Genomic DNA, 25,976 nt, shown 5'->3' on the forward strand with positions numbered 1-25,976 from the left:
TGCACAGGCTCGTCTGGGTATCGGCCCGGGTCCGTCCAGCGTTACGGACCGGTCGCGGGCATCCCCGTGTACGGCGGCTTCTTGGGCTCGGGAACCGGCAGTCCGCAGCGCTTGAGGTCATAGAGCGGCACCCGGTCGATCCGGTACTTCGTGAACTCATACGCGTGCGCCAGGTTGGACAGGAACCGTCGCGGACTCATCTCTCCGCGTACCGAGTTCAGCATCGACTCGGTGGGCGGGCAGGCCAGCGCCGCCTCGGCCTGGGCGATCCATTCCTCGTCCAGGTACTGCGGGACGTAGGGCCTGGTCTTGAGGAACGGCCCCTCGGCCACGGCCCAGTCCGGGAACAGGTTCTTGTCGTGACCGATCCGGCCATCGGTCAACCGCTGGGTGTGCATCGCCAGCGGGTTCGTCAGGCCGATCTGGTCGATGACCCGGACGTCGAGCCCGACGTTCATGCCCAGCATGCCCATGTTGGTGAAGAACACGGTGTGCGGCGTGCGCAGCACCCGCCGCTCCGCCGGGGTGAGGTCCGGAGGGGGCGGATAGGCGGGGACGACGTCCCACACGTCGTAGTTGCCCGACGGCAACAACAGCGCCCCGTCGGGGGTGTTGTTGATCGCGGTCAGCACCGCCCGCATGCGCGGGTAGTCCAGGTAATCCGCGGCGGTCAACGGGTGGGCGTGACCGGTGGCCTGCGAGTAGAACCGGCGCTCGTCGACGATGCCGGTGTAGGTGACGCGCGTCCCGTCGGCGCCGAGACCGGGCGAGTTGGCGGCCCAGATCGACCACCCCACCACCGCGGCCCACAGCACGCTCGTGGCCGCGGCCAGGAGGTAACCCGTCTCCCGGGTGAACTTGGTGCCGTCTGGCAGCACGACGGGGATCACCGCGACCGGCATCAGCAGGCAGAACAACGGGGTCAGCAACACCCGGCCGTGCATGAAGTCACCGCCCTGGCGCACCCAGTAGATCGCCTGCAGCAACCCGCTGACGAACATGAAAAGCACTACCGCAGCCGGGCTTTGGACGGTCCGGGCCAGCCAGCCGTAGCCGCGCGGCACCTGGTGGCGGACCCACCACGGCCGGGTCCTGGTGGTCAGCAGCACCGCGCCGAGCGCGGCCAGCAGCATCACCGGCACCCACAGCAGGTACGGCTGGTTGAAATTGGTGAGATACGTCAGGCCCTGGGACCACTTGGATCCCGAGGCGTCCTTGGCCACCGCGGTGCCCGGCACCAGCAGCCCGTAGTAACCCATCCGGAAGATCTGGTAGGCGACCGGCAGCAGCCCACCGGCCACCACGATCAGGACCCGGCGACGCCAGCCGCGCGCCGCGATCAGCATCATCACCAGGGCGCCGCCGCCGATCAACGCCAACTCGGGGCGGATCAGCACGCTCAGCCCGGCGACGGCGGCCAGTGCGCCCTCGAAGTACCGGCTCGACACCGGCGGCGGCGCGGTCTTCGGGCTGCCCCGACCGACCGTTTTGGGCGCCGCGCGCAGCGCCTGCGACCAGCACACCATCATCCACCACAGCAAGCCCAAATAGGCCAGCACCAAACCGTTTTCGAGACCCGAGGTGGCGAAGTCGCGAGCCGGCGGGACCGCGATGTAGACCAGCACGCCTGCGGGCAGCAGCAGCGCGCGGCGACCCTGCAGGCTCGGGGCGTACAGCCGGCCGGTACCGAGCATCGCCAGCACGACGCCGAGCACGCTGAGCGTCAGCGCGAACGCCAGGGCCACGTACTCCATCCGGACCGGGCCGCCGAGCCAGGCGCCCAGCGCCACCAGGTAGGTCCACACCGTGGAGGTGTTGGCCTCGATCCGCTCACCCGCGTTGAAAACCGGGCCGTTGCCCGCCAACAGGTTTCGCACGGTGCGCAGCACGATCAGGCCGTCGTCGGCGATCCAGCGGCGCTGCCAGGCGCCCCAGCCGAACAGCCCGGCCACCACGACCACGCTCACCCACAGGCTGATCCGCACCGTGACGTCGTACGGAAACACCGGCCAGCGCGCCAACCGGTCACCCACGCCACCCGCCAGGCGGCGCAGAGTAATTCGGTCAGCTGAAGTAGATGGCAGCACCGATGGTTCCGATCCACGCCAGGAACAGGATCTGCAGCACTCGGTCTTTCAGCGCGATCTCCTCTGGCTCACCGGCGATGCCACCATCAATGTCAACCGCATAGCGCAGGATCGCGATCGTGAACGGAACCATCGTGATCGCGTACCACGACGCATCCTGGCCGTCGAGCCCCAGCGCGTCGTTGGCACTGTCGCGCCCGAAGGCCCACAGGCCGTAGCAGACCACCATCGCGGTGGCCGACAACGTCCACACGAAGCGCAGGTAGCTGCTGGTGTAGCGCTCCAGCGACTTGCGGATCTTGGCACCGGTGCGCTCGGCCAATTGCAGCTCCGCATAACGCTTTCCGGCGGCCATGAACAACGAACCGAAGGCCATCACCAGGAGGAACCACTGCGACAGCGGGATATCGGCGGCCACGCCACCGGCGATCGCGCGGAGCAGGAACCCCGAGGACACGATGCAGATGTCGAGCACCGCCTGGTGCTTGAGGCCGAAGCAGTACGCCAGCTGGATGGCGATGTACACCGCCATCACCAGGGCCAGGTCCGGGGTCAGCAACCATGAGATGCCCAGCGAGGCCAGTGCGAGCACGATGGCCACCACGTAGGCCAGCGACTCCGGCACCACGCCCGCGGCGATCGGCCGGAACCGCTTGGTGGGATGGGCCCGGTCGGCCTCGACGTCACGTGCGTCGTTGATCAGGTAGATCGACGACGCGGCCAGACAGAACACCACGAACGCGATCGACACCTTGTAGCCGAGGTCGGCGTAGTCATACTCGATCCCGCTGCCGACGGCGGCCAAGGGGGCCGCCAGCACCAGCAGGTTCTTGATCCACTGCCGTGGCCGCAGCGCCTTGATCAGGCCGGTCGCCAGATTCTTGGGCGGACCGGCCTCCGGCTGCGCTTCCTCACTCATTTGGCCACAGTCTCCTTCGGCCCGACACCGGCAGTTTTTCCGACCACAGAACCCACGACCGTCCCGACGGCCACGCCGGTCAGCACGTCGGTGGGATAGTGCACGCCCAGCACCAGACGCGACAGCGCCATCGGCACCACCAGCGCGGCCCGCACCGGCAGGCCCGTGGTCCGGGCCAGCAGCACGGCCGCCGCGGCGGTCGAGGTGGCATGTGCCGACGGGAAACTCAACCGGCTCGGCGTCCCGACGTTCACGGCAATGTCGGGGTGATGCGGCCGCTCCCGGCGCACCACCCGCTTGATCAGGACCGCGGCGGCATGGGCCAGGAACGCCCCGGCGCCCACCGCCAGCCACGACTTGCGCTTGGCCGGCTGGGCCAGGGCACCGACGGCGGCGAGCCCGAGCCAACCCAGGCTGTGCTCACCGAAATGCGACAACGCACGCGCGCCGCGCAGGACGCCGGGCCGGGTGGCCAGGGCGGACTGCACGGCAACCAACACGGCGTCCTCGCCGCGCGGGGCATCGGTCATGTCAGTTTTTCTCCGCCGACTCTGTCAGCAACACCGTCTCCCACTTCTGGGTGCTGGTCAGCACCGGCAGCGCCTCACGATAGACCTTGCGCATCCGGTCGAACTGACGGACCACGCGCAACTGCTGGCGCAGCGAGGCGCGCAGCAACGCGAACATCTTGGCGCGGTCGCGTTGCCGGTACACCACACCGCGACCATCGGCGGTGGTGACGGTGACCCCGTCGACACGGCACAGCGAGAACCAGCGGGCGTCCTGGGTGGCGACATTGATCTGCGGCCGGATGTGGGTCTCCGGATCGTGCCGGCGCAGCTGGTGCACGACCCCGCGGGCCAGGTTCACCAGGATGGCCGGCTTGGACACCGGGATACCGATCTTCTTGCGCTTGAGGTCCGAGGCCGCAGGCAGCTCGGTGGCACCGGGCAGCACGACGGCGTCCGGGTACTCCTGGCGCATCTTGCGGACGTCGGGCAGCGCCGATTCCAGGATGGAGAAGATGTGTTCCGGACCGCCCAGGAAGTCCTCCATGGCCCGGTTCTGGATCGCGACCGTCGAATACTCAAGGCACAGAAGGTGTTTGAACGTGGCCTTGAGGTGGCTGGCCAGCAGCCCGCGCGCGTCGCCGTCCCAGTGCAGGGCAGAGACCACCAACCGGTTGCGCAGGTGGAAGTAGGCCTGCCAGTCGATCGCGTCGTCCTTGTCGCTCCAGGCCATGTGCCAGATCGCCGCGCCGGGCAGGGTGACCGTGCGGTAGCCGTGCTCGGCGGCGCGCAGGCCGTACTCGACGTCGTCCCACTTGATGAACAGCGGCAACGGCTGACCGAGCTCCTCGGCCACCTGGCGCGGGATCATGCACATCCACCAGCCGTTGAAGTCGACGTCGATCCGGCGGTGCAACAGCTTGCTGCGGGCCGAATCGGTGTCGTCGAGCGGGTGTTTGGCGAAGTCGTGGTCGTATTCGGCGTTGGGGGCGGCCGACCACATGAAGTTGGTCCGGTCCACCATCTCGCCCATGATGTGCAGGTGTGACGGCTCCTGCAGGTTGAGCATCTGGCCGCCGACCAGGGTCGGTTCCTTCGCGAACCGGTTCATCGCCAAGGCCCGCAGGATCGAATCGGGTTCGATGCGGATGTCGTCGTCCATGAACAGGATCTGCTCACAGTCGGTGTTCTTCAGCGCCTCGTACATGACGCGGCTGTAGCCGCCGGACCCGCCGAGGTTGGGCTGATTGTGGATCGTCAGCCGGTTGCCCAGCGCGGCCGCGGCGGCCTCGAAACCAGGATGGTCCTTGGCCTTGCTGGTGCCCTGGTCGGACACGATGACCGCGCTGATCACCTCGTCCACCAACGGATCCGAGGTCAGCGCGGCAAGGGCGTTGACACAGTCCGAAGGCCGGTTGAAGGTCGGGATTCCGACGGCGATGTTGGCCCGGCCCGGCGCGGGCGTCGGGGCGTACCAGCCGGCGCTGTGCACCCGCACCGCGGTGTTGCTCGTGATGTCGAACCAGATCCAGCCGCCGTCCTCGAACGGGGTCAGGTCGATCTCGAACTCGACGGCGGCCGGTTCGGACGAGTCGCCGCTGGACACGGGGGCACCGCCGACCGTGATGCGGGCACCGGTGGCCTTGGACCGGTACACGTCGACGCGGGCCGTGCCGGTCAGCTCGACGCGCAGGACCACCGACTTCAGGGTCGACCAGCGACGCCAGTAGCTGGCCGGGAACGCGTTGAAGTAGGTCGCGAACGAGATCCCGGACTCCGTGCCGATCTCCAGGGTCGTGCGGGTCGGCGCATGCGCCCGGCGGGCGTTGGTCGGGTCCTCGTCGAGGTAGAGCTTGCGAACGTCCAGCGGCTCGCCCGGTCGCGGCAGGATGACGCGGGCCAGCAGACTGACGGCCCGCGATTCTCCGGCGTCGAGTGCGCCGGATGGGATGTCACTCATGCTTTGCTGCTTTCCTCTTCGGTAGCCAGCGGCGCACCGTCGGACAGGTGCGGTGCCAGGGTGTTGTCGTACATGTTCAGTGCACTGGCGATGGCCATGTGCATGTCGAGGTACTGGTAGGTGCCCAGCCGGCCGCCGAAAAGCACCTTCGCCGTGGCGGTCTCGGCCTTGGCGCGGGCCCGGTAGGAGGCCAGCAGGGCACGGTCGGATTCGGTGTTGATCGGGTAGTACGGCTCGTCGTCTTCTTTGGCGAATCGCGAGTACTCCCGCATGATCACGGTCTTGTCGGCCGGGTAGTCCCGCTCCGGGTGGAAATGGCGGAACTCGTGGATGCGCGTGTAATCCACGTCGGCGTCGTTGTAGTTCATCACCGGGGTGCCCTGGAAGTCTCCGGTGTCGAGCACTTCGAGATCGAAATCCAGTGTGCGCCAGCCCAACCGGCCCTCGGAGTAGTCGAAGTAACGGTCGAGCGGACCGGTGTACACCACGGGGGCGTCGGGGTTGGCGGCGCGAAGCTCGTCGCGGACATCGAACCAGTCGGTGTCCAGCCGCACCTCGATGCGGTCGTCGGCGGCCATGTTCTCCAGCCACGCGGTGTACCCGTCGACCGGCAGGCCTTCGTAGGTGTCGTTGAAGTAGCGGTTGTCGAACGTGTAGCGCACCGGCAGCCGGGTGATGTTGGCCGCGGGCAGTTCCTTGGGGTCGGTCTGCCATTGCTTGGCGGTATAGGCCTTGACGAACGCCTCGTAGAGCGGGCGCCCGATCAGCGAGATGGCCTTCTCCTCGAAGTTGGCCGCCTCATGTCCGGCGATCTCGCTGGCCTGCTCCTTGATCAGGGCGCGGGCCTCGTCCGGGGTGAAGTAGCGGCCGAAGAACTGCGAGACCAGGCCCAGCCCCATCGGGAACTGGTAGGCCTGGCCGGCATGCATCGCGAAGACGCGGTGCTGATAGCCGGTGAAGTCGGTGAACTGCCGCACGTAATCCCACACCCGTTGGTTGGAGGTGTGGAACAGGTGGGCGCCGTACTTGTGGACCTCGATACCGGTCTGCGGCTCGGCTTCCGAATAGGCGTTGCCGCCGATATGCGGGCGGCGCTCGATAACAAGGACACGCTTGCCCAGTTGCGTCGCCACGCGCTCAGCGATCGTCAGGCCGAAGAAACCGGAGCCGACGACGAATAAGTCGAAATGTCCGCTGGACTGGTCGGTCGTGAGCCGGGGAGATAAGGACGTCATCGGCAGCCAGGGTATCCGACCACGCCCCCGTGCCCCGAATTCAACGAAGGGGCCAGGTCGCAATTCGCTCACGATTCAATATCGCCACTTTAGACCCACGAGTCACAGCTTTAACATCGATCTCGTTGGCAATCATGGGCTTCACAGCATCTGGTCCGGAACGCCGACGAAGCAAGAGGAAAGCACCACCCCGCAATCCGAAGTGCAGTCCTTGCAGTAAACATATTGAGGAGACTTCCGTGCCGAACCGCCGTCGACGCAAGCTCTCGACAGCCATGAGCGCAGTCGCCGCAGTGGCCGTCGCAAGTCCAGTCGCCCTTGTTGCCATGTCGCAGCTGTCCCCCGCGCCACAGGAGCGTGAGTTCACCCAGGCCGCACTGGTCACCGACCTGCCCGGGGAACTGATGTCCGCGCTGTCGCAGGGCCTGTCCCAGTTCGGCATCAACCTGCCGCCGATGCCGAACAGCCTGCTGACGGGCTCGTCGCCGACGCCGACCCTCGGCTCGCCGACCCTGACCTCACCCGGCCTGGCCTCCCAGGGCCTGACCGCACCGGGCCTGACCCCGCCCGGCGGCCTGCCGGGTCAGGGTTTGACCGCACCCGGGCTGGCATCCCCTGACCCGACGCTGACCAGCCCCAACGGCCTGTCCCCCACCGCCGGCTCACCGGCAGGGGCGCTGCCGTCGGCAACCGGGTCGCTCACCGACCCGGCCCTCACCCCGGCCGGCGGCGCAGGGTCACTGACCAACCCGGCCCTCACCCCTCCGTCCCCCGGCTCGCTGACCAACCCGGCGGGCTCGCTGACCAACCCGGCGCTCAGCCCCGGCGGCGCACCGGGCGGGCTGACGACGACGCCGACCTCGTTGGGCGGCAACGGCCTCACCGCCTCGCCTGCGGGCCTCGACCCGTCACTCGGCGGGCTGGGCGGCCTTGGCGGCGCCCCGGGCGAGGTGCCGATCTCGTCTCCGATCGGGCTCGACCCGAGCGCGGGCACCTACCCGCTCCTGGGCGCCGACCCGTCGCTGTCGGCGATGCCTGCCACCGGTGGTGGCGGCGGAGGCCTGTTCGGTGATCTGTCCAGCGCGGCCAACCAGCTCGGCGCGGGACAGGCCATCGACCTGCTCAAGGGCATGGTGATGCCGGCCATCACCTCGGCGATGAAGCCGCCGGTGCCCGCGGCGCCTGCCCCGGCCCCCGCACCGGCCCCGTAAGTACAAGCCCGGTTAGAAGAACGGCACCGCAGAAGCCATCCGGCTCTGCGGTGCCGTTGTGTGGAATCCGCGGAACGAAAGATCACGAAACGGGCCGTGTCGAAACATTCGTAACATCAGACCCATACGTAACATCAGTCCGTGCAGTCCCGTCGTTCCGCGCCGTCGATTCTCTTCACCGCCCTTGCGGCGACGGTCGTGATCGTGCCGTGGGCGATCGCAGGCACCGATTCCGGCGAACAATCCGACCAGCCCAGTGCTGCACCACAGCTCACCCAGCAACCGCTCGACAACCTCGCGGTCGGCGAGAGCATCCGCGAGATCCATCAGGACAGTCCCTTCTCGATGGTCGCGCTCACCTCACCGGACCTGCGCGGCACATCCGCCCGGGTTCGCGCCCGCAAGGACGACGGCAGCTGGGGACCCTGGTACCAGGCCGAGAACCTCGACGGTGTGGGCGCCGACACCCCTGGCCCACGCGGCACCGAACCGGTGTTCGTCGGCCGCACCAACACCGTGCAGATCTCGGTCACCCGCGCACCCCAGGCACCGCCACCACCGCCCGGCAAGAACGGCAAGCCGGCGGCGCCCAAGCCGGCACTCGGCTACGTGCCCGCCAACGTCGAGGCCCCCATCGGCCAGAACGTCACCGCGGTGCTGATCAGCCCGCCCCAGGCACCCGTCGACGTCGGCCCGCTGCCCACCGCCGCCATCAACCCCGGCCAACCGCCGACCATCATCACCCGCGCGCAGTGGGGCGCCAACGAGTCGATGCGATGCGGAAACACCGTGTACGACAAGGGCATCCGAGCCGGCATCGTGCACCACACCGCGGGCAGCAACGACTACGCCCCCGAGGATTCAGCGGGCATCGTCCGGTCGATCTACGAGTACCACACCCGTGAGCTGGGCTGGTGCGACATCGCCTACAACGCGATGGTCGACAAGTTCGGGCAGGTCTTCGAAGGCCGCGCGGGCGGGATGGACAAGCCCGTCGAGGGTTCCCACACCGGCGGCTTCAACATCGACACCTGGGGAGTGGCGATGATGGGCGACTTCGACGTCGTGCCGCCCACCGAGATCCAGGTGCGCAACACCGGACGGCTGCTCGGCTGGCGACTCGGCCTCGATCGCGTCGACCCGCACGGCACCGTCGTACTCACCTCCGCGGGCGGGTCCTTCACCCACTTCCCGCGCGGCGCCACCCCGACCCTGCCGACGATCTTCACCCACCGCGACGTCGGCATCACCGACTGCCCCGGCAACGCGGCCTACGCCCAGATGGACCGCATCCGCGACATCGCCGCGCGGTTCAACCAGCCACCCGGCCCCGCCGACCTGGCCGAGCAGATGCGCGGCGGCGCGATCTACAACCGCTGGCAGGCAGAAGGCGGTCCGACCGGCATGCTCGGCAACCCCACCTCACCCGAGTCCGCAGGCGCAGGCACCTCCCGGTACGCGACCTTCGAGCGCGGCGCCGTGTACTGGTCACCCGAGAGCGGTGCCGAACCGGTCACCGGCGCCATCTACGAGGCCTGGGGAACACTCGGCTTCGAGCGCGGAGCCCTGGGCCTGCCGACCAGTGCCGAAATCCCCGAACCCCAGTGGATCGTGCAGAACTTCCAGCACGGCACGCTGAACTTCGACCGGGAGAAGGGCACCGTCACGCGCGTGGTCGACGGTATGCCGGTGGAACTCCCGCCGCCGTCGCCCGATCAGCAGCCGGTGCAGCTGGAGCGCTTCACCCCGATCACCTGAGCGCTCAGGACCACCAGCGCTCCAACACCCGGGCCACGCCGTCCTGCGCATTGGTCTGAGTAACCTCGTCGGCCGCGTCCACCGCCTCTGGGTGCGCATTGCCCATCGCCACACCGCGCCCCGCCCAGCGGAGCATCGGGATGTCATTGGGCATGTCGCCAAAGGTCACGATGTCGCCGGCGGCGAGCCCCAGCGGAGCTGCCAGCTCCTCCACACCGGTGGCCTTGCTGATGCCCAGCGGCACCACCTCGATCAGACCGTTGTTGGTCGAGTAGGTGATATCGCCCTGTAAACCAATGTGTTTGAGCAGTTCGGCGGCCATGTCGGCGCTGCGTGCGCCGGCCTTGCGGATGAGCAGCTTGACCGCGGGGGCACTGAGCAGGTCCTCGACCGACACCTCGGTGTTGTCCGGGTTGAGCCAAGCATGCTCGTAGCCCGGCGAGCTGACGAACTGCGGTGTCGCCGCGTCATGCGCGGAGGCGCCCACCCGTTCCACCGCCAGTCCCGCGCCGGGGATCACCCGCGTGGCGATCTCGGCGAGCTCGCCGAGCACATCGGCCGACAGCGTGTGGGCCGAGACGATCCGATCGGTGGCCGGGTCATAGATCACCGCGCCGTTGGCGCACACCGCCATCGGCGCCAGCCCGAGACCGTCGACCACCGGCGCGATCCAGCGTGGCGGGCGCCCGGTGGCCAGCACGAACGTGGCTCCCGCCTCGACCGCGGCCTGGACCGCCGCCCGGGTGCGCGGCGTGACCTTCTCGTCCTCGTCGAGCAACGTTCCGTCCACGTCGGTGGCGATCAGCCCCGGCGCCCGCTCCGCGCTCATCACTTTTTTCCCGTCGCTTCGCTCGCCCGCTTACGCGCGCGTTCGGCCAACTCCGCCTCATCGAGCCGCTTGGCCTGCGCCAGGGTCGGCGCGCTTCCGCCGAGCCGGTGCGGAACCCAGTACGCCCCGGCCGGTGCGGGGTAATCGCGCTGAGCCTCGGTCAGCAGTGCCGACATCCCGGCCCGGAGGGTCTCGTCGATCCGGGCCACCGCACCCGCCGCCCGGATCGGTTCACCTACCACCACCGAGATCGGAATTCTCTTGTGCCCCAGCGACTTCGGATGATCCTTGGTCCAGATCCGCTGCGCGCCCCAGACGATCAACGGGATGATCGGCACCCCGGCCTCCGAGGCCATCCGGGCCGCGCCGGTCTTGAAGTCCTTGAGCTCGAAGCTGCGGCTGATCGTGGCCTCCGGATACACCCCGACCAGTTCGCCGCTGCGCAACGCATCAACCGCGACGGCGTAGGCGCCTGCCCCGGCCCGGCGGTCCACCGGGATCGTCCCGGTGTGCTTGATCAGGTAACCCACGGGCTTCACCTGCTCCATCTCGGCCTTGATCATGAACCGCATCCGCCGGCCCCGTTCGGTGGCCGCCAGACCGGCGGGCAGGAAATCGACGTAGCTGGTGTGGTTGATCGCGACGACGGCACCACCCGTGACGGGAAGGTTTTCCAGCCCGCGGAAGGTGATCCGGGTGCCGGTGGCCCGGACCGCGAGCCTGGCGGTGATCTCCAAACTTCGGAAAACCGGTTCCATACGCGGCTTACCCCGGGGCCCCGGTGGGTTCAGCAGGTCCGGCGGGGCCGGCCTCGGCTCTCCTGGCCGCTTTCGCCGCGGCCTCCTCGGCGTCCATCCGGTTGGCCTCGGCCAGCGTCGGCGCCGAGCCGCCCAGGCGGTGCGGCACCCAGAACGCGCCGGGCGGATGCGGGCCGTAGGCGTCCTGAACCTGCGCCAGCAGGTGCTGCATCCGTGAATGCAGGAGTGCGGTGAGTTCGGCCGCCGGCAGCGTCGGCTGGATGGGCTCGCCGACCGCGATCGAGATCGGCACCTTGGGCCGGTAGAGGTTCTTCGGGTAGCCCTTGGTCCAGATGCGCTGGGCACCCCACACGATGTGCGGCACGATCGGCACCCCGGCCTCGATCGCCATCCGCGCCGCACCGGACTTGAAGTCCTTGATCTCGAAGCTGCGGCTGATCGTGGCCTCCGGGTACACCCCGACCAGCTCACCGGCCTTGAGGTAGTCGACCGCGGCCTCGAACGAGGCCGCCCCGCTGTCGCGGTCCACCTCGATGTGGCGCAGGCTCCGCATGATCGGGCCGGTGACCTTGTTGTCGAAGACTTCCTTCTTTGCCATGAACCGCACCTTGCGGCCCCGCTTCTGCAGGTAGGCAGGCAAGCCGGCGAACGTGAAGTCGAAGTAGCTGGTGTGGTTGATGGCCACCACCGCGCCGCCGGTGACCGGGAGGTTCTCCACCCCGGTCACCGTGAACTTCAGCCCCTGCAGCCGCCAGGCGGCCCGAGCGAGTTGTATGACTGTCCCGTAAACCGGTTCCACGTAGCCAGCCTAATCCCAGCCCGGATCGGCGCGTCACCCAACTCGGGCTAGGCTGGGCGGGCATCGAAGTACTCCATCGAAAGGCCGTTTGTGCAGGTCACCAGCGTCGGGCATGCCGGCTTCCTGATCCAGACCAAGGCTGGCAGCATTTTGTGCGACCCCTGGGTCAACCCCGCCTACTTCGCCTCGTGGTTCCCGTTCCCCGACAACAGCGGACTGGACTGGGACACCCTCGGTGACGTCGATTACCTCTACGTGTCACACCTGCACAAGGACCACTTCGACCCGGAGAACCTGCGCCGTCACGTCAACAAGGACGCGGTGGTGCTGCTGCCCGACTTCCCGGTGCCCGACCTGCAACGCGAACTCCAAGCCCTGGGATTTCACCGGTTCTTCGAGACCACCGATTCGGTCAAGCACACCGTCAGCGGGCCCAAGGGCGACCTGGATGTGATGATCATCGCGCTGCGCGCCCCCGCCGACGGCCCGATCGGCGATTCGGGCCTGGTCATCGACGACGGCCAGACCGTGGTGTTCAACATGAACGACGCGCGCCCGGTCGATCTGGATATGTTGCACGCCGACTTCGGCCAGATCGACGTGCACATGCTGCAGTACTCGGGCGCCATCTGGTACCCGATGGTCTACGACATGCCGGCCCGCGCCAAAGAGGCCTTCGGTGTGCAAAAACGCCAGCGCCAGATGGACCGGTGCCGCCAGTACATCGCGCAGGTCGGGGCGACGTGGGTGATCCCCTCGGCCGGACCGCCCTGCTTCCTCGACGACGAGTTGCGCGACCTCAACGACGACCACGGCGATCCGGCCAACATCTTTCCCGACCAGGTGGTGTTCCTCGATCAGATGCGCCGCCACGGCCACGACCGGGGCCTGCTGATGGTCCCGGGCAGCACCGCCGAATTCAGCGGCTCGCACCTGGATTCGCTGACCCACCCGGTCGCCGACCCGGAGACGATCTTCACCACCGGCAAGGCCGACTACATCGAGCAGTACGCCCAGCGGATGGCCCCGGTGATCGCCGCGCAGAAGGCGTCGTGGGCCCCGGCCGCCGGCCAGCCGCTACTGCCCGGGCTGCGCGCGTTGTTCGAGCCGATCATGAGCCAGACCGATCAGATCTGCGACGGCATCGGCTATCCGGTCGAGCTGCGGCTGTCGGGCCCCGGGCACAGCGAGACCGTGGTCCTGGATTTCCCGAAACGTCTTGTGCGTGAACCCATCGCCGATGAGAAGTTCCGTTACGGCTTCGCGATCCCGCCCGAGCTGGTGCGCACCGTGCTGCGCGACAACGAGCCGGACTGGGTGAACACCATCTTCCTGTCCACCCGCTTCAAGGCCTGGCGGGTCGGCGGCTACAACGAATACCTGTACACGTTCTTCAAATGCCTCACCGACGAACGCATCGCCTATGCCGACGGCTGGTTCGCCGAAGCCCACGACGACACCTCCTCGATCACCCTCGACGGCTGGGAAATCCAGCGCCGCTGCCCCCACCTCAAAGCCGACCTCTCGAAATTCGGTGTGGTCGAAGGCAACACCCTCACCTGCAACCTGCACGGCTGGCAATGGAACCTGGAGAACGGCAAATGCCTGACCACCAAGGGCCACGAGTTGCGGTGCAGCAAGCAATGACCGCACCGCGCCAGTACTACGACGACGGCCTGATCCAGCTGGATCGCGAGGCGATCACCTTGCGGCGCTACCACTTCCCGTCGGGAACGTCGAAGGTGATCCCGCTGCGGGACATCCGCTCGTACCGGGCCGAGTCACTCGGCCTGGTACTCAACCGGTTCCGCATCTGGGGCAGCGGTGACCTGCGCCTACGCCGCTGGCTGCCGCTGGACGTGTGGCGGCCCATCAAGTCGACCCTGATCACCTTGAAGGTCAACGGGACCCGGCCCGATCCGGCGTTCACGCCACAACGGCCCACCGAATTCGTCGCGCTCCTGGACGAGCTGCTCGGCCGCTAGCGGGCCGAGACCACCTGCCGCAGTTCCGAAGCCGCGCTGGAGGCGCTGTCGTAGACGCGGACGATGGCCTCGTCGCCCGGCTTGAGGTAGGTCGACTCGCCCAGCGGGGTGTAGCGGGTGGCGCCGATACCGATCAACACGTTCTCCGGGTGGCCGCTGGCCACCATCAGGGCGCCGACGTCCTCCAACGGGGTGTCGGCCGAACCCTTCTGGTTGGCCAGCCGTTCGACGATCCAGTCCAGCAGCACCTCGCCGTAGTACGAGTAGCCGACCAGGGGTGAATCCACCCCGTAGGCGTGCTGCTCACCGTCGTCCTCACTCAGATAGCAGACCAGCCGCATCGTGGCGGTCGGGCCGTCCGGGGTGAGGTCGCTGATCTCGAAGAACTGCGGCGCAACCCCTTTGGAGGCCGGGCCCCAGTTCTTCTTGTAGCTGATCTTCGGTGCGCCGGGCCTGCGGATCGAGCAGTCGTTGAAGGCACCGAGGGCGAACGGCTCGAGCCGCACCACGGTGTCGCCGCTCCACACCACATGGCAGGCCACCCCGACCTCGGGCTCGATCTGCAGGTTCAGCGGGCCGTCGATCTCACCGGGCTCGGGCAGCAGGATCGCGTCGGTGGACAGCGGAAATTCGCCGAGAAAATCGTCCCGGCCGGGCGCGTACCACGGGAAGATGCCTTTGGGCGCATACCCTTCGGTCACGACCTTGACGAAATCCCCGGCTTCGCCCGCCTGCTCAAGATGGCCCGCGAAGTTACCGGCCACACCGAAGCCGAACCAGTTGCGCACTTCGCCAAGGTCGATGTCGATCATGGCTGCAACCCTACTGTGGCCGCGACAAGCCGGATACAAGTCGCACTTAAGTCCCCGGAAGCAGGCTGTGCTCCAAGACTTCCGATCCGTCACCCGGCGATCGGCACAACCCGAGGAGCACCGCCGTGCCAACCACCGTCACCGTCGCACCCCGCCGTGAAGGCGATCCCGCACCGGACCTCCTGGGTATCACCCTGGCGCACCGCGCCATGCTGGCCGATCTGCTCCGGCTGACCGACCTGGCCACGGCGGTGCGGGACCGGGATGTGATCTGCACGCCCGGCCGGGCCCGGGCGATCTCCCGCTACCTGGAATGGCTGTGCGATTCCATCCACCATCACCACACCATCGAGGACTCCGTGCTGTGGCCCGTGATCCAAGCCAGCGTGGGCAGTCATGTCGACCTGAGCGAGCTGACCGACGACCACGCTGCCCTCGACCCGAGGCTGGACCAGTTGCGGGCCCGTGCCGCCGCCTTCCGGCTGTCGATGGGCGACCGCCAGCTCGCCGGTCTCATGGCCATTGAGCTGGCTGAACTCTCGGCCCTGCTGACCGAGCACATCAACGACGAGGAACTCGAGGTGTTTCCGCTGATCACCGAGCACGTCTCGGTGGCGGACTGGGAATCGGTGGAACGCGCCGCGAAAGACGGCAGCCGCATGTCGTTCGACGGCCCGCGCTCGCTGGCCGTGATGACCGACGACGAACGTGCGACCCTGGCACAACACACCGGAATCGGGCTGCGGGTCATGCTCTCCGCGCTGCGACTGGTGCACCGGCGGCGGGAACGGGCGGTGTTCGGCGTGAGCCGATAATCCGGCACCGCCGGCGTCAGTCGATGAAGGCCGTGGCCTGTTCGGCCAGCCGGTCCCGCAACGTCGCGGCCGCCTCGCGGTAGCCACGTGCTTCGTCCGGGCGGCCCAGCGCGTCGGCGGCGGCGGCGAGCGCCTCGTCGACCGGGCCCACCATCAGCCCGTCCACCCCGAGCCCGGCGATCCGGCCGGAATACGCGCCCAGATCGGCCGCCCGGGCCCTGGCCTCCGCCAGATCGCCGAGCGCCACCGCCGCATTGACGCGCAGCACCGTGAACGGGAGCCAGAAGTACGCCCGCTCGATCGGCCTGCGGTCCCGCCACAGCTCGCGGGCCTCGGCGTCACGGCCCCGCGCGATGAGGGCCAGCACCGCGGCGTCGAGCGCGGCCACCGACACCTCGCGGTAGAAGAACACCAGCTCGTCGGCCAGCAGGCCGAGATCCCCGAGGCAGAACTCGCCCGTCACGCGGCCCACCATCGCCAGCTTGGCCCCGTTGGCCGCACCGTTCTCCACCATGCGCGCGGCCAGATCGGTGTAGGCGCTCACCGCATCGTCCAAACGCCCTGCCAACAGGTGCATCCGGGCCCGGAACAGACCGAGCACGCCGAGGAGATGGACGAGCTGCCCGGTGCCTGCGCGGGCCACCGCGATGTCGACGTGCCGTTTCGCCGTCGCCAGATCGGAGCGATGGCCTGCCGCCAGCGAGAGCAGCCAGTGCGCCACCGCCTGATAGTCGGCCTGCTCGGTGGCCTCGGCGGTCCGCAGCAGTTCGGCGGCGGTCGAATCGCGTTCGGCATCGAGGTCCGGTCCCAACGCGCAGTAGGCCCGGACGTTGAGCGCCGTGCACAACAGCCGGCCCGAGGCACCCGGGTCCTCGGCGTAGGCCTGTCGCGCCAGATCGAGCAGTTCCGTGCTGGCGGCCAGTGCCCCGTCCGGGTCGGTGCCCTCCAGTTCCACGTACAGCGCCTTGAGCAGCCGGATCCGGTCGGCCACTGAGAGTTCAGTGGGCTGTCCGCTTCCGCTACCGGCCAGCATCTGGCGCAGCAGCCCGATCATCTGCGAGTCGGATTCGTCGTATTCGCGGTCCCGCCACACCAACGGGGTGTCCCAGGCGGTGAGGACCCGGACCGTCAGGTCGTCGCGTGACTTCCCGGTCAGCAGTTGCAGCGCGGCCTTCATCTCGATGCGCGCGGCGACGGCGTCGCCGGACTGCGCCAGCGCGGAGATCAGCCCGCACCGGGCGGCGATCTCGTCGTCCAGCCCGTCGGCGCGGGGCAGCAACCGGCGGCCGGCCGCCAGCTCCAGCATCTGCACGGCGGCACGCCACTGCCGGGCGGCTTCCGCGTGGGCGCCGACGGAGTCCGCCTCCCGTGCCGCCTCTGTCGCGAAAGCCGCAGCAGTCAAGGAGGTTTCGGCGGTCGCCGCGGCGACGGCGTGGTGCGCCAGGGCAGCCGGGTCGACCGACCGGCCCGGCGCGCGGAGCAGCTCCAGCGCCGCGCCGTGCAATCGGGACCGGCGCAACTTCGAGGTGTCCTCGTAGAGCGTGTCGCGAACCAGCGCGTGGGCGAAGCGCAACCGGCCGGGCTCGGGCTCGTCGAGCAGGCCCAGCAGGACGGCCGGCTCCAACGCGTCGAGCAGGTCGTCGGGGTCGCTGCGGCCCAGTTCGGAAAGCAGGTCGACATCGATGTCACGGCCCAGCACCGCGGCCTGACGCAATGCGGTGACCGTCTGGCCGGGCAGCCGGGCCAGCCTGCGCCGCAACACATCCCGCACCCCGACCGGCACCGACGCCCACACCGCGTCCGGACCTTCGGCCGCCATCAGCCTGGCGAGTTCCCGGACGAACAGCGGATTGCCACCGGTGCGCTCCCGCAGCAACCGCAGGGCCTCGCCACTGGCCGCGGTCATCCCGCAATCGGCGGCCAGCGCGGCGGTGGCCGCCGCGTCCAGCCCGCCCAGCATCAGGTGCGCCGCGGTGTGCACCGTCAACGCCGCGCGCGCCACCTCCAGTTCGCCCCGGTCCTCGGACGGCCGATAGGTACCGATGACCAACACCGGAAGGTCCTTGATCCGGTCGGCCACCAGCCGCAGCAGCTCCAGCGTCAGCCCGTCGGTCCGGTGCAGGTCGTCGAGCACCACGGCCAGCGGCTGCGCCTCGGCGGCCGCGCTCAGCACGTCGGCGACCGCGTGCCCCAGCCAGAACGTGCCTGGCTCGACGACGGCGCCGTCGTGCAGCAACGGAGCCAGCGCCTGCCTGTCGTCCGCAGGCGCGCCGCCGTCCAGAAGTTCCCGCAGCACCTCGGTCCAGGCCCACCCGGCCGGCGCGCCGTGCACCTCCGGACAGCGGCCGTGCACCGTCCGCCAGCCCGCTGCGCGCAACCGGCTCGTCGCGGCGGCCGCCAGAGTGGTCTTGCCGGATCCCGCTTCGCCCGCAACCCACAGCACGCCGCTGCCGCCGGTGACGACAGCGCTTGCGGCCGAGTCGATCTCGGCAAGTTCCTCGGCCCTGCCGTAGGCGGTGGTCTCCACCCGATCGGGGGACGCCAGCTCCGGTATCGCCGGTTGCGGCAGCGGGCTCGACGGCTCCAGATGGTCGGCCTGACACAAGATGTCGCGTTCGAGGTCGCGCAGCGCCCGGCCGGGTTCCAGTCCCAGCTCGTCGACGAGGTGATCCCTGGTGCGCCGCAACACGTCCAGCGCGTCCGTCTGACGTCCGGTGCGGTACAACGCCGTGGCCAGTACGGCAGCGGCGCCCTCCCGGCCGGGATGCGCGCGGACATGCCGTTCCAGCGCGGCGACGACGGTGCCGTACCGGCCGAGTTCGACCTGCGCGGCGGCCTGGGCCTCCACCGCGCTCAGCCGCAGTTCGGTCAGGCGGGCTACTTCCGGTGCGGCCCACAACGCGTCGCCCGCACCCGCGAACGGGTCCCCCGACCAACCGGCCAGCGCCTCCTCCAGCAGACGCACGCGCCGCTGTGCATCCGATTCCTCATACGCCGCAGTGACTTTGGCTTCAAACTGCCAGGCGTCGACAGCAGCGACCGGCAGCCGCAGGCAATATCCCGGCGCGGCGCTGACCAGGATGCGGGCCGGGGCCCGCCGCTCACGCCCTGGCTCGAGCGCACGCCGCAGATGCGAAACGTAAACCTGCAGCGCCGACAACGCCTTGGGCGGCGGTTCGCCCTCCCACAGGTCGTCGATCAGCCGGTCGACGGACACCGTATGGCCGTGCGCGACCACCAACCGCGCCAACAACGCCCGCTGCAGCCTGGCCCCGAGATCTACCGGATCGTCACCGACCCAGGCCTGTACCGGGCCCAGCACCCTCACCCGCACCAGCGGGTCATCCCCCGTCATCGTCCGCAGCTTTACTGGGCCACGGGGTGGTTACTTACCGGGCTCCAGCACCGCGGTGCCGACGAACGGCACCAGCGCGTCGGGGACGCGCACGCTGCCGTCGGGTTGCTGGTGGTTTTCCAGGATGGCCACCAGCCAGCGGGTGGTACCGAGCGTGCCGTTGAGGGTGGCGGCGATCTGCGGCTTGCCGTTCTCGTCGCGGTAGCGCGTGGCCAACCGCCTGGCCTGGAACGTCGTGCAGTTCGAGGTGGAGGTGAGCTCACGGTAGGTCTGCTGGGTGGGCACCCACGCCTCGCAGTCGTACTTGCGCGCCGCCGACGAGCCCAGATCGCCTGCGGCGACGTCGATCACCCGGTAGGGCACCTCGATGGCGGCCAGCATCTGGCGCTGCCAGCCGAGCAGCTTCTGGTGTTCGGCCTCGGCGTCTTCGGGCTTGCAATAGATGAAGCCCTCGACCTTGTCGAACTGATGCACCCGGATGATGCCGCGGGTGTCCTTGCCGTAGCTGCCCGCCTCGCGCCGGAAGCACGACGACCAGCCCGCGTAGCGCTTGGGGCCCGCGGACAGGTCCAGGATCTCGTTCGAGTGGTAACCCGCCAGCGGCACCTCCGAGGTGCCGACCAGGTACAGGTCGTCGGCCTCCAGCCGGTAGATCTCATCTGCGTGGGCGCCGAGGAACCCGGTGCCCGCCATGACTTCTGGGCGTACCAGCACCGGCGGGATCATCAGCGTGAACCCGTTCTGCACGGCCACCTGGGTGGCCAGCTGCAGCAGGCCCAGTTGCAGCAGCGCGCCGTTGCCGGTGAGGAAGTAGAACCGCGAACCCGACACCTTCGCGCCGCGTTCCATATCGATCAGCCCGAGCGCCTCACCCAGCTCGAGGTGGTCCTTCGGGTTCTCGATCGCCCGCGGCTCGCCGACCGTGTCGAGCACCACGAAGTCGTCCTCGCCGCCGGCCGGCACCCCGTCGATGATCACGTTGCCGATCGCCATGTGGGCGGCGGTGAAGGCATTCTCGGCCTCGACCTGCGCGGCCTCGGCCGCCTTGACCTGCTCGGCCAGATCCTTGGCCTGCTGGAGCAGCGCCGGACGCTCCTCCGGGGTCGCCTTGCCCACCAGCTTGCTGGCGGCCTTCTGTTCGGCGCGCAGGTTGTCGGCCGTGGAGATCGCGGCCCGCCGCGCCGTATCGGCCTGCAGCAGCGCGTCGACGCGCGCCGGGTCTTCTCCGCGAGCCCGTTGCGACGCACGGACGATGTCGGGATTGTCGCGCAGCACCTTGAGGTCGATCACGGGCGCAACCCTACTTTTTGAAGTGCGGCGACGTACATCTGAGGTGGTCGATCGAGATGAACCCGAGCGCCGCCGCCCGGTTGTCCGCAGGCGCCGGGCACAACCTCGCAACATTACAACCGCATCAGTTGTCACAGGGGCTGACACGCCTGTCACAATGGAGAGCAATGTTGGAAGCACCCGAGCACCCCGAACACCCCGAGAGCGGGGACCTGCTCGCCGAACCCCAGCCGGACGCACAACCCGCGCGGGAACGGTGGTGGCAGAGTCTGGCCGCCGCGTCGACGCGACGCGCGCTGCTGCTGACCGCGCTCGGCGCACTCCTCATCGCCGGCCTGATCACCGCGCTGCCCCGGAGCGAGGGATCCAACTCCGGAGGCACGATCGCCCTGGGCCCGCGCGGCAACGACACCTTCAATCACGTCAAGCGTGGCGACTGCCTGAACTGGCCCGGCCGCAACCCCGACGCCGCCCACATCGTCGACTGCAAGGACAACCACCGCTTCGAGGTCGCCCAGTCGGTCGACATGCGGACCTTCCCCGGCAGCGAGTACGGGCCGGGCGCCCCGCCCCCGACCGTGGAGCGGATCAAGCAGATCAGCCAGGAGCAGTGCACCCCGTCGGTGCGCGGCTACCTGGGCCCGAAGTACGACCCCAACGGCAAGTACACGATCGGCCTGCTGTGGTCGGGTGAGAAGGCCTGGAAGCAGTCCGGTGAGCGGCGCATGCTGTGCGGCCTGCAGCTGCTCGGCCCCGGCGACAGCCAGTTGGAGTCCGCGGGCAAAGTGTCCGACGTCGATCAATCGAAGGTGTGGGCCGCGGGCACCTGCCTCGGCATCGACGCCGCCACCAATCAGCCCACCGACGTCCCGGTCGATTGCGCGGCGCCGCACGCCATGGAGGTCACCGGCGCGGTCAACCTCGGCGAGAAGTTCCCGGGCGCACTGCCCTCAGAGGGCGATCAGGACAACTTCATCAAGGACGCCTGCACCGCGCAGACCGATGCCTACCTGGCCCCGGTCCAGTTGCGCACCACCACGCTGGCCCTGAGCTACAGCACGATCTCGCTGCCCAGCTGGTCGGCAGGCAGCCAGCAGGTGTCGTGCAGCATCGGCGCCACGCTGGGCAACGGCGGCTGGTCGACCCTGGTCAACAGCGCCAAGGGGCCGTTGATGATCAACGGGCAGCCCCCGGTCGCACCGCCCGACATCCCGGAGGAGCGGCTCAACATGGAGCCCATCCCGATGCCGGATGGCGACGAGCCGTCGTCGTCTTCGAGCTCGGGTTCGTCCGGATCGTCGTCTGGGTCGTCGTCGTCCGGATCGTCGTCGGGCTCCTCGGGATCGAGCTCATCGGGGTCGTCCGGGTCGAGTTCGTCGTCGGGTTCGTCGGGCTCCTCGGGCTCGGGTTCGTCGTCGTCGAGCGGCCAGCACATGCCGCAGTCGGCGACCACCGCCGCGCCGGCTCCCGCGCAGTCCAACACCTTCAACCCGCCGGCACCCGAGCAGGCCCCGGCCCCCGCGCCCGAGCAGGCTCCGGCACCGGCTCCCGACGGCGGGGCGCCGCCCGCCGGGCCACCGCCGGGTGAGCCGCTCCCCGTACCGCCGGGGCCGTAGCCCGTGCCGGTGCGGATGAGCTCGCAGCGGTTCGACGAATTGGTATCCGACGCCCTCGACCTGATCCCGCCGCAACTGGCCGCCGCGATCGACAACGTCGTGATCCTGGTCGAGGATCGCGATCCCGACGAGCCCGAGATCCTCGGCCTGTATCGGGGCGTCGCGCTGACGGAGCGGGATTCCTGGTATGCCGGGTCCTTGCCGGACACCATCACGATCTACCGCGAGGCACTGCTGGATTTCTGTGACAGCGAGGCCGACGTGGTCGATGAGGTGGCGATCACCGTGATCCACGAGATCGCGCACCATTTCGGGATCGACGACGAGCGGCTCCACGAGTTGGGTTGGGGCTGATCCGCTAGGCGCGGCAACCGCGAATTGTCGGCCCGCGGTGCTATCAACGGGCTATGACCATCCAGTGCCGGGAGTGCGCCGCCGGTCTGGAGCATTGCCACGGCACCGTGATCCATCATGTCCGGTACCGCGCGGAGTGCACCGACGCCGGCTGCACCACCCCGGAAGCAGCGCACACCTTCAGCCTCGACTGCGAGGCGGTGGGCTGCCCTTGCGCCGATGAGAGCGCACCTTCGATCCGGCGGACCGGCTAGCCCATCGGGTCGGTCTCGGACGTCACGGCGTCCGTGACCGGTGTCGCCGCCGGTTCCGGGTAGAAGGGCGGTGTCGCCGCCGCCCATTGCACGCAGCTCCAGCGGCCGTCGGTGATCGGCGCCAGCACAATCGATTCCGTGTTGGCCAGGTGATGGTCGAGGGCGAAGCTGCCGTCGACGCCGGCCAGTACGGCCGCCACCAACCGGATCGCCGCGCCGTGGCTCACCAACACGATGTCGCTGTTGAAGTCGTGGTCGTCGAGGTAGCGCAGGCGCAGTTCGGTGAGCACCGGCACGTACCGGGCCAGGACCGCCTCGGCGTTCTCGCCGCCCGGCATCGGCACGTCCAGTTCGCCCCGATGCCAGCGCTCGTAGATCCGGTTGAACTCGGCGACGGCGTCGTCATCGCTGCGGTCCTCCAGTTCACCGACCTGAACTTCGTGGACCCCTTCGAATTCGAATGGCACGAGCCCGGTTTCGGAGCCGATGCCGGCAGCCGTCTGCGCTGCGCGCCGGGCCACGGAGTGGGCCAGGATCGACGGGCGTTGTCCGAGCGTCCCGGCGAACCGCCGGGCCTGGTCGTGACCCAGGTCGGTCAGCTCGGCACCCGGCGGCCGGGTGTCCAGCCGCCGTGCGACGTTGCCGTGAGACTGCCCGTGCCGGACGAGTATCAGCCGTCCGCTCATGAGCCTGCCGTCCCGTCACGCAAACCCGTCAACCACCGTGTGGCCTCGTCCAGACGCGGCGGGGGCGCACCCGCGCTCGCTCCGGTCGGCCAAGAACCCAGATATCGCACATCGGTACAACGTCTGTGTAGCGCTTTGAGTGCCTCGGCCACCGAATCGTCGTCGATGTGCCCGACGCAGTCGAGGAAGAACATGTACGTGCCCAGCTCGGTTCTGGTGGGCCGGCTTTCGATCCGGGTGAGGTCGATGTCGCGGATCGAGAATTCGGTCATCGCCGTGACGAGGGCACCCGGGGTGTTGTCGAGGCGCAGCACCACCGAAGTGCGATCGGCGCCGGTGGCCTGCGGCGGTGCGCCGGGCGGGCCGGCCAGGACGAAGCGGGTGCGGGCGTTGGCCTCGTCGACGACGTCGGCCGCCAGGATCTCCAGCCCGTACCGCTCGGCGGCCAGCCGCGTGCTCACGCCTGCGTCGGCGTTGCCCTCGGCGACCTCCTGGGCTGCGGCGGCGTTCGAGGTGGCCGGCACGATCGAGGCGCCGGGCAGATTGGCGGCCAGCCACTGGCGCACCTGTGCGAGCGCCACCGGGAAGGCGGCCACGGTCTGCACCGGCCCGCTGTGCCCGGGCCGGGTGACGATGGCGAATGCCACGTCGAGGGTCAGCTCGGCGTAGATCTGCAGGGGTTTGCCGACCGCCAGGCTGTCCAGCGTCGGCAGCACCGATCCCTCGATCGAATTCTCGATCGGCACGCACGCGTAATCGGCCCGCCCGTCCCGGACGGCTGCCAGGGCATCTGGGGTGCTGTCGGTCAGCACCGCGGTGAAGCCGGCCTTCGCGTCATCGGCTGCCGCCTGCAGGCCGGGCACCATCTCGTGGGCCACCATCTGCAATAACGCCACTTCGGTAAAGGTTCCCTCCGGACCGAGGTAGGCGATGCGCGGCACATCCCAACCCTATCGGGTCAACGTCGGTGCGATCGGTTGATGACGGCCCGGCGGTGTTTCACCGGAGCCCTTGCCCACCACCCAGACCCCAGTTAAGTTAGGCTTACCTCACCTAATCAGCTCACCTAGTTTCGAAGGCGGCGAGATGGCCATGACGACACCGACGACAGCCGAGCGGATCCGCAGCGCGTGCGCACGAGGCGGCGGTGCCATGCTCGCGGTCGAGGGCATCGAACCGGTCGCCTCACCCGTCCACCACCTGCTCGACGACGGGTCGTTCGCGATCACCGTCCCCGAGACCAGCCCGCTGTCGGCCATGGCGATGTCGGCCGGTTCGGCAGGGGTCCAGGCCGTGTTGGAGATGACCGACTACGCCCCGCTGCCGCTGCGCGAACCGGTCCGCTCCCTGGTGTGGATCCGCGGCCGCCTTCAGCACGTGCCGTCGGCAGAGGTCGCCGCCCTGCTCGATCTGGTTGCCGCCGAGAATCCGAATCCGGCTCTGCTGCAGGTGAATTCCAAGGCCCGGTCGGACGCCGAGCCTGATGACGACAACTACACGCTGATGCGCCTGGAGATCGAATCGGTGGTGGTGGCCGATTCCACCGGCGCCGAGGCGGTCGGCCTCGGTGCGCTGTTGCAGGCCCGCCCCGATCCCTTTTGCGCGATGGAATCCGGCTGGCTCCAGCACTTGGAATCCTCTCACCGCGACGTGGTGGAGCGTCTGGCCACCCGCCTGCCGATGACCCTGCGCCAGGGCCGGGTCCGCCCGCTGGGCCTGGACCGCTACGGCGTGCAACTTCGGGTGGAGAACGAGCACGGCGACCACGACGTGCGGTTGCCGTTCCCGAAGCCGGTCGACGACGTCACCGGACTGAGCCAGGCCATCCGCGTACTGATGGGCTGCCCATTCCTCAACGGTCTGCGCGCCCGCCGGATCTGACCCGCGGGCTCCGCCCCGCCCCCGACGCGCCATTACCGTAGCTTCGGTGACGCGTCGCACGATCAAGATCGAGATAGCCGTCGTGCTGGCGGTGACCTTCGGGCTCAGCGCCTACACCGCGGGGCTGCGGCTCGTCGAAGCGGTGCTGCTCGGCCTGTCCGGGCAGACCGTCGCCCTCAACCCGAAGCGCTCCCCGTTCGACCTGATCGACCTCGGCCTGCACCTGGCCGTGGTGCTGCAGCTGTTGGCCTGGGGCGCACTGGCCCTTTACCTGTTGTGGCGCAGCGGTTTCGGACCGTCGGCAATCGGGTTGTCGCGCCCGCGATGGCGTACCGACGGGCTGGGCGGTCTGGGTCTGGCACTGCTCATCGGGCTACCAGGGCTGGGCTTCTACGTGCTTGCCCGCGTCCTGGGCCTGAGCGCCGACGTCGAGCCGGCCGAGCTGTACGACACGTGGTGGCGCATCCCGATGCTGCTCGGTGTGGCGTTCGCCAACGGCTGGGCCGAGGAGATCATCGTGGTGGGGTTCCTGCTGACCCGGCTGCGCCAGCTCGATGTGAGTCCCGGGCGGGCGCTGGTGATCTCCAGCCTGTTGCGCGGCGCATATCACCTGTACCAGGGCTACAGTGCCGGCCTGGGGAATGTGGTGATGGGGCTGGTGTTCGGCTACGCCTGGCAGCGCACGGGGCGGCTGTGGCCGCTGATCATCGCCCACACCCTGATCGACGCGGTGGCGTTCGTCGGATACGCGCTCGTGGCGGATCACCTGAGCTGGCTGCGATAACGCATCCGGCACGTACATTTCTGCTGTGGACGACTTCAGCGCATCGCGCGGACATCCCGACCCGCGCTCGCGGCGTCCG

23 protein-coding genes are annotated in these 25,976 nt (G+C 68.9%); 10 read left to right on the forward strand and 13 right to left on the reverse strand.

The window, feature by feature from the left end; all coding sequences use genetic code 11:
- Window positions 1-41: 41 nt before the first annotated feature.
- The 5 genes from zomB to glf are packed head-to-tail and all read right to left on the reverse strand — an operon-like array spanning window position 42 to window position 6,710.
- Window positions 42-2,084: a terminal beta-(1->2)-arabinofuranosyltransferase gene (gene zomB, locus G6N57_RS04565; RefSeq protein WP_407665974.1), complete on the reverse strand. Its 2,043-nt coding sequence runs from the start codon at window positions 2,082-2,084 to the stop codon at window positions 42-44.
- Window positions 2,065-3,006: a decaprenyl-phosphate phosphoribosyltransferase gene (locus G6N57_RS04570; RefSeq protein WP_077740681.1), complete on the reverse strand. Its 942-nt coding sequence runs from the start codon at window positions 3,004-3,006 to the stop codon at window positions 2,065-2,067. The genes zomB and G6N57_RS04570 overlap by 20 nt, the downstream gene beginning before the upstream one ends.
- Window positions 3,003-3,536: a phosphatase PAP2 family protein gene (locus G6N57_RS04575; RefSeq protein WP_077740682.1), complete on the reverse strand. Its 534-nt coding sequence runs from the start codon at window positions 3,534-3,536 to the stop codon at window positions 3,003-3,005. Before G6N57_RS04575 ends, G6N57_RS04570 begins: the two co-directional genes overlap by 4 nt.
- A 1-nt stretch (window position 3,537) precedes the next feature.
- Window positions 3,538-5,475: a glycosyltransferase gene (locus tag G6N57_RS04580; protein WP_077740683.1), complete on the reverse strand. Its 1,938-nt coding sequence runs from the start codon at window positions 5,473-5,475 to the stop codon at window positions 3,538-3,540.
- Window positions 5,472-6,710, reverse strand: coding sequence for a UDP-galactopyranose mutase (gene glf / locus G6N57_RS04585; protein WP_077740684.1), 1,239 nt, complete (start codon window positions 6,708-6,710; stop codon window positions 5,472-5,474). Before glf ends, G6N57_RS04580 begins: the two co-directional genes overlap by 4 nt.
- A gap of 239 nt (window positions 6,711-6,949) precedes the next feature.
- Between glf and G6N57_RS04590 the strand changes: the two genes are divergently transcribed.
- The gene (locus G6N57_RS04590; protein ID WP_097926421.1) at window positions 6,950-7,921 is read left to right on the forward strand and encodes a hypothetical protein; all 972 of its coding nucleotides are present in this window, start codon (window positions 6,950-6,952) and stop codon (window positions 7,919-7,921) included.
- 141 nt (window positions 7,922-8,062) lie between these two features.
- The gene (locus G6N57_RS04595) at window positions 8,063-9,679 is read left to right on the forward strand and encodes an N-acetylmuramoyl-L-alanine amidase (protein WP_077740685.1); all 1,617 of its coding nucleotides are present in this window, start codon (window positions 8,063-8,065) and stop codon (window positions 9,677-9,679) included.
- Between the two features lie 4 nt (window positions 9,680-9,683).
- Here the strand turns inward: G6N57_RS04595 and G6N57_RS04600 are convergent, their stop codons facing one another.
- The 3 genes from G6N57_RS04600 to G6N57_RS04610 are packed head-to-tail and all read right to left on the reverse strand — an operon-like array spanning window position 9,684 to window position 12,065.
- Window positions 9,684-10,508 (reverse strand): HAD family hydrolase, encoded by an 825-nt coding sequence (locus tag G6N57_RS04600; protein WP_097926420.1) that lies wholly within the window; start codon window positions 10,506-10,508, stop codon window positions 9,684-9,686.
- Entirely contained in the window at window positions 10,508-11,266 is a 759-nt protein-coding gene (locus G6N57_RS04605) for a lysophospholipid acyltransferase family protein (protein WP_077740687.1), read from the reverse strand. The genes G6N57_RS04600 and G6N57_RS04605 overlap by 1 nt, the downstream gene beginning before the upstream one ends.
- A gap of 7 nt (window positions 11,267-11,273) precedes the next feature.
- Window positions 11,274-12,065 (reverse strand): lysophospholipid acyltransferase family protein, encoded by a 792-nt coding sequence (locus tag G6N57_RS04610; RefSeq protein WP_077740688.1) that lies wholly within the window; start codon window positions 12,063-12,065, stop codon window positions 11,274-11,276.
- A gap of 90 nt (window positions 12,066-12,155) precedes the next feature.
- On the opposite strand from G6N57_RS04610, the gene G6N57_RS04615 reads away from it, so the two are divergent.
- Window positions 12,156-13,712: an MBL fold metallo-hydrolase gene (locus G6N57_RS04615; protein WP_163646599.1), complete on the forward strand. Its 1,557-nt coding sequence runs from the start codon at window positions 12,156-12,158 to the stop codon at window positions 13,710-13,712.
- Window positions 13,709-14,050 carry a hypothetical protein gene (locus tag G6N57_RS04620; RefSeq protein ID WP_077739489.1) on the forward strand — a complete coding sequence of 114 codons (342 nt, stop codon included), beginning with the start codon at window positions 13,709-13,711 and terminating at the stop codon, window positions 14,048-14,050. The genes G6N57_RS04615 and G6N57_RS04620 overlap by 4 nt, the downstream gene beginning before the upstream one ends.
- On the opposite strand, the gene G6N57_RS04625 is transcribed toward G6N57_RS04620, so the two are convergent.
- Complete coding sequence (locus G6N57_RS04625; protein ID WP_077739490.1) at window positions 14,047-14,862, reverse strand: DUF5718 family protein; 816 nt, start codon at window positions 14,860-14,862, stop codon at window positions 14,047-14,049. The two genes, G6N57_RS04620 and G6N57_RS04625, sit on opposite strands and share 4 nt — an antisense overlap.
- A gap of 125 nt (window positions 14,863-14,987) precedes the next feature.
- On the opposite strand from G6N57_RS04625, the gene G6N57_RS04630 reads away from it, so the two are divergent.
- Window positions 14,988-15,677 carry a hemerythrin domain-containing protein gene (locus tag G6N57_RS04630; protein WP_077739491.1) on the forward strand — a complete coding sequence of 230 codons (690 nt, stop codon included), beginning with the start codon at window positions 14,988-14,990 and terminating at the stop codon, window positions 15,675-15,677.
- A gap of 16 nt (window positions 15,678-15,693) precedes the next feature.
- Here G6N57_RS04630 and G6N57_RS04635 read toward each other — a convergent pair whose 3' ends face one another.
- Both G6N57_RS04635 and serS read right to left on the reverse strand, forming a co-directional pair.
- Window positions 15,694-19,032 carry an ATP-binding protein gene (locus G6N57_RS04635; protein WP_165777817.1) on the reverse strand — a complete coding sequence of 1,113 codons (3,339 nt, stop codon included), beginning with the start codon at window positions 19,030-19,032 and terminating at the stop codon, window positions 15,694-15,696.
- A gap of 30 nt (window positions 19,033-19,062) precedes the next feature.
- Complete coding sequence (gene serS / locus G6N57_RS04640; protein WP_077739495.1) at window positions 19,063-20,322, reverse strand: serine--tRNA ligase; 1,260 nt, start codon at window positions 20,320-20,322, stop codon at window positions 19,063-19,065.
- A gap of 167 nt (window positions 20,323-20,489) precedes the next feature.
- Here serS and G6N57_RS04645 point away from each other — a divergent pair, with 167 nt between their 5' ends.
- Genes G6N57_RS04645 through G6N57_RS04655 form a run of 3 tightly spaced genes read left to right on the forward strand, consistent with a single transcriptional unit; the run spans window position 20,490 to window position 22,546 of the window.
- Window positions 20,490-21,938 carry a septum formation family protein gene (locus G6N57_RS04645; RefSeq protein WP_097926536.1) on the forward strand — a complete coding sequence of 483 codons (1,449 nt, stop codon included), beginning with the start codon at window positions 20,490-20,492 and terminating at the stop codon, window positions 21,936-21,938.
- Window positions 21,939-21,941: 3 nt separating this feature from the next.
- Window positions 21,942-22,292 carry a metallopeptidase family protein gene (locus G6N57_RS04650; RefSeq protein WP_036443140.1) on the forward strand — a complete coding sequence of 117 codons (351 nt, stop codon included), beginning with the start codon at window positions 21,942-21,944 and terminating at the stop codon, window positions 22,290-22,292.
- Window positions 22,293-22,345: 53 nt separating this feature from the next.
- Complete coding sequence (locus tag G6N57_RS04655; protein WP_077739492.1) at window positions 22,346-22,546, forward strand: hypothetical protein; 201 nt, start codon at window positions 22,346-22,348, stop codon at window positions 22,544-22,546.
- On the opposite strand, the gene G6N57_RS04660 is transcribed toward G6N57_RS04655, so the two are convergent.
- The gene (locus G6N57_RS04660) at window positions 22,543-23,232 is read right to left on the reverse strand and encodes a histidine phosphatase family protein (protein ID WP_077739493.1); all 690 of its coding nucleotides are present in this window, start codon (window positions 23,230-23,232) and stop codon (window positions 22,543-22,545) included. The genes G6N57_RS04655 and G6N57_RS04660 overlap by 4 nt on opposite strands.
- The gene (gene pheA, locus G6N57_RS04665) at window positions 23,229-24,173 is read right to left on the reverse strand and encodes a prephenate dehydratase (RefSeq protein ID WP_097926537.1); all 945 of its coding nucleotides are present in this window, start codon (window positions 24,171-24,173) and stop codon (window positions 23,229-23,231) included. The genes G6N57_RS04660 and pheA overlap by 4 nt, the downstream gene beginning before the upstream one ends.
- 145 nt (window positions 24,174-24,318) lie before the next feature.
- Between pheA and G6N57_RS04670 the strand changes: the two genes are divergently transcribed.
- A complete protein-coding gene (locus G6N57_RS04670; RefSeq protein ID WP_077739498.1) occupies window positions 24,319-25,113 on the forward strand; it encodes a DUF2470 domain-containing protein in 795 nt (264 codons plus the stop codon).
- Between the two features lie 46 nt (window positions 25,114-25,159).
- Entirely contained in the window at window positions 25,160-25,897 is a 738-nt protein-coding gene (locus G6N57_RS04675; RefSeq protein ID WP_235652666.1) for a CPBP family intramembrane glutamic endopeptidase, read from the forward strand.
- Window positions 25,898-25,976: the final 79 nt, after the last annotated feature.

It is taken from the genome of Mycolicibacterium boenickei, assembly GCF_010731295.1.
Lineage (GTDB): Bacteria > Actinomycetota > Actinomycetes > Mycobacteriales > Mycobacteriaceae > Mycobacterium > Mycobacterium boenickei.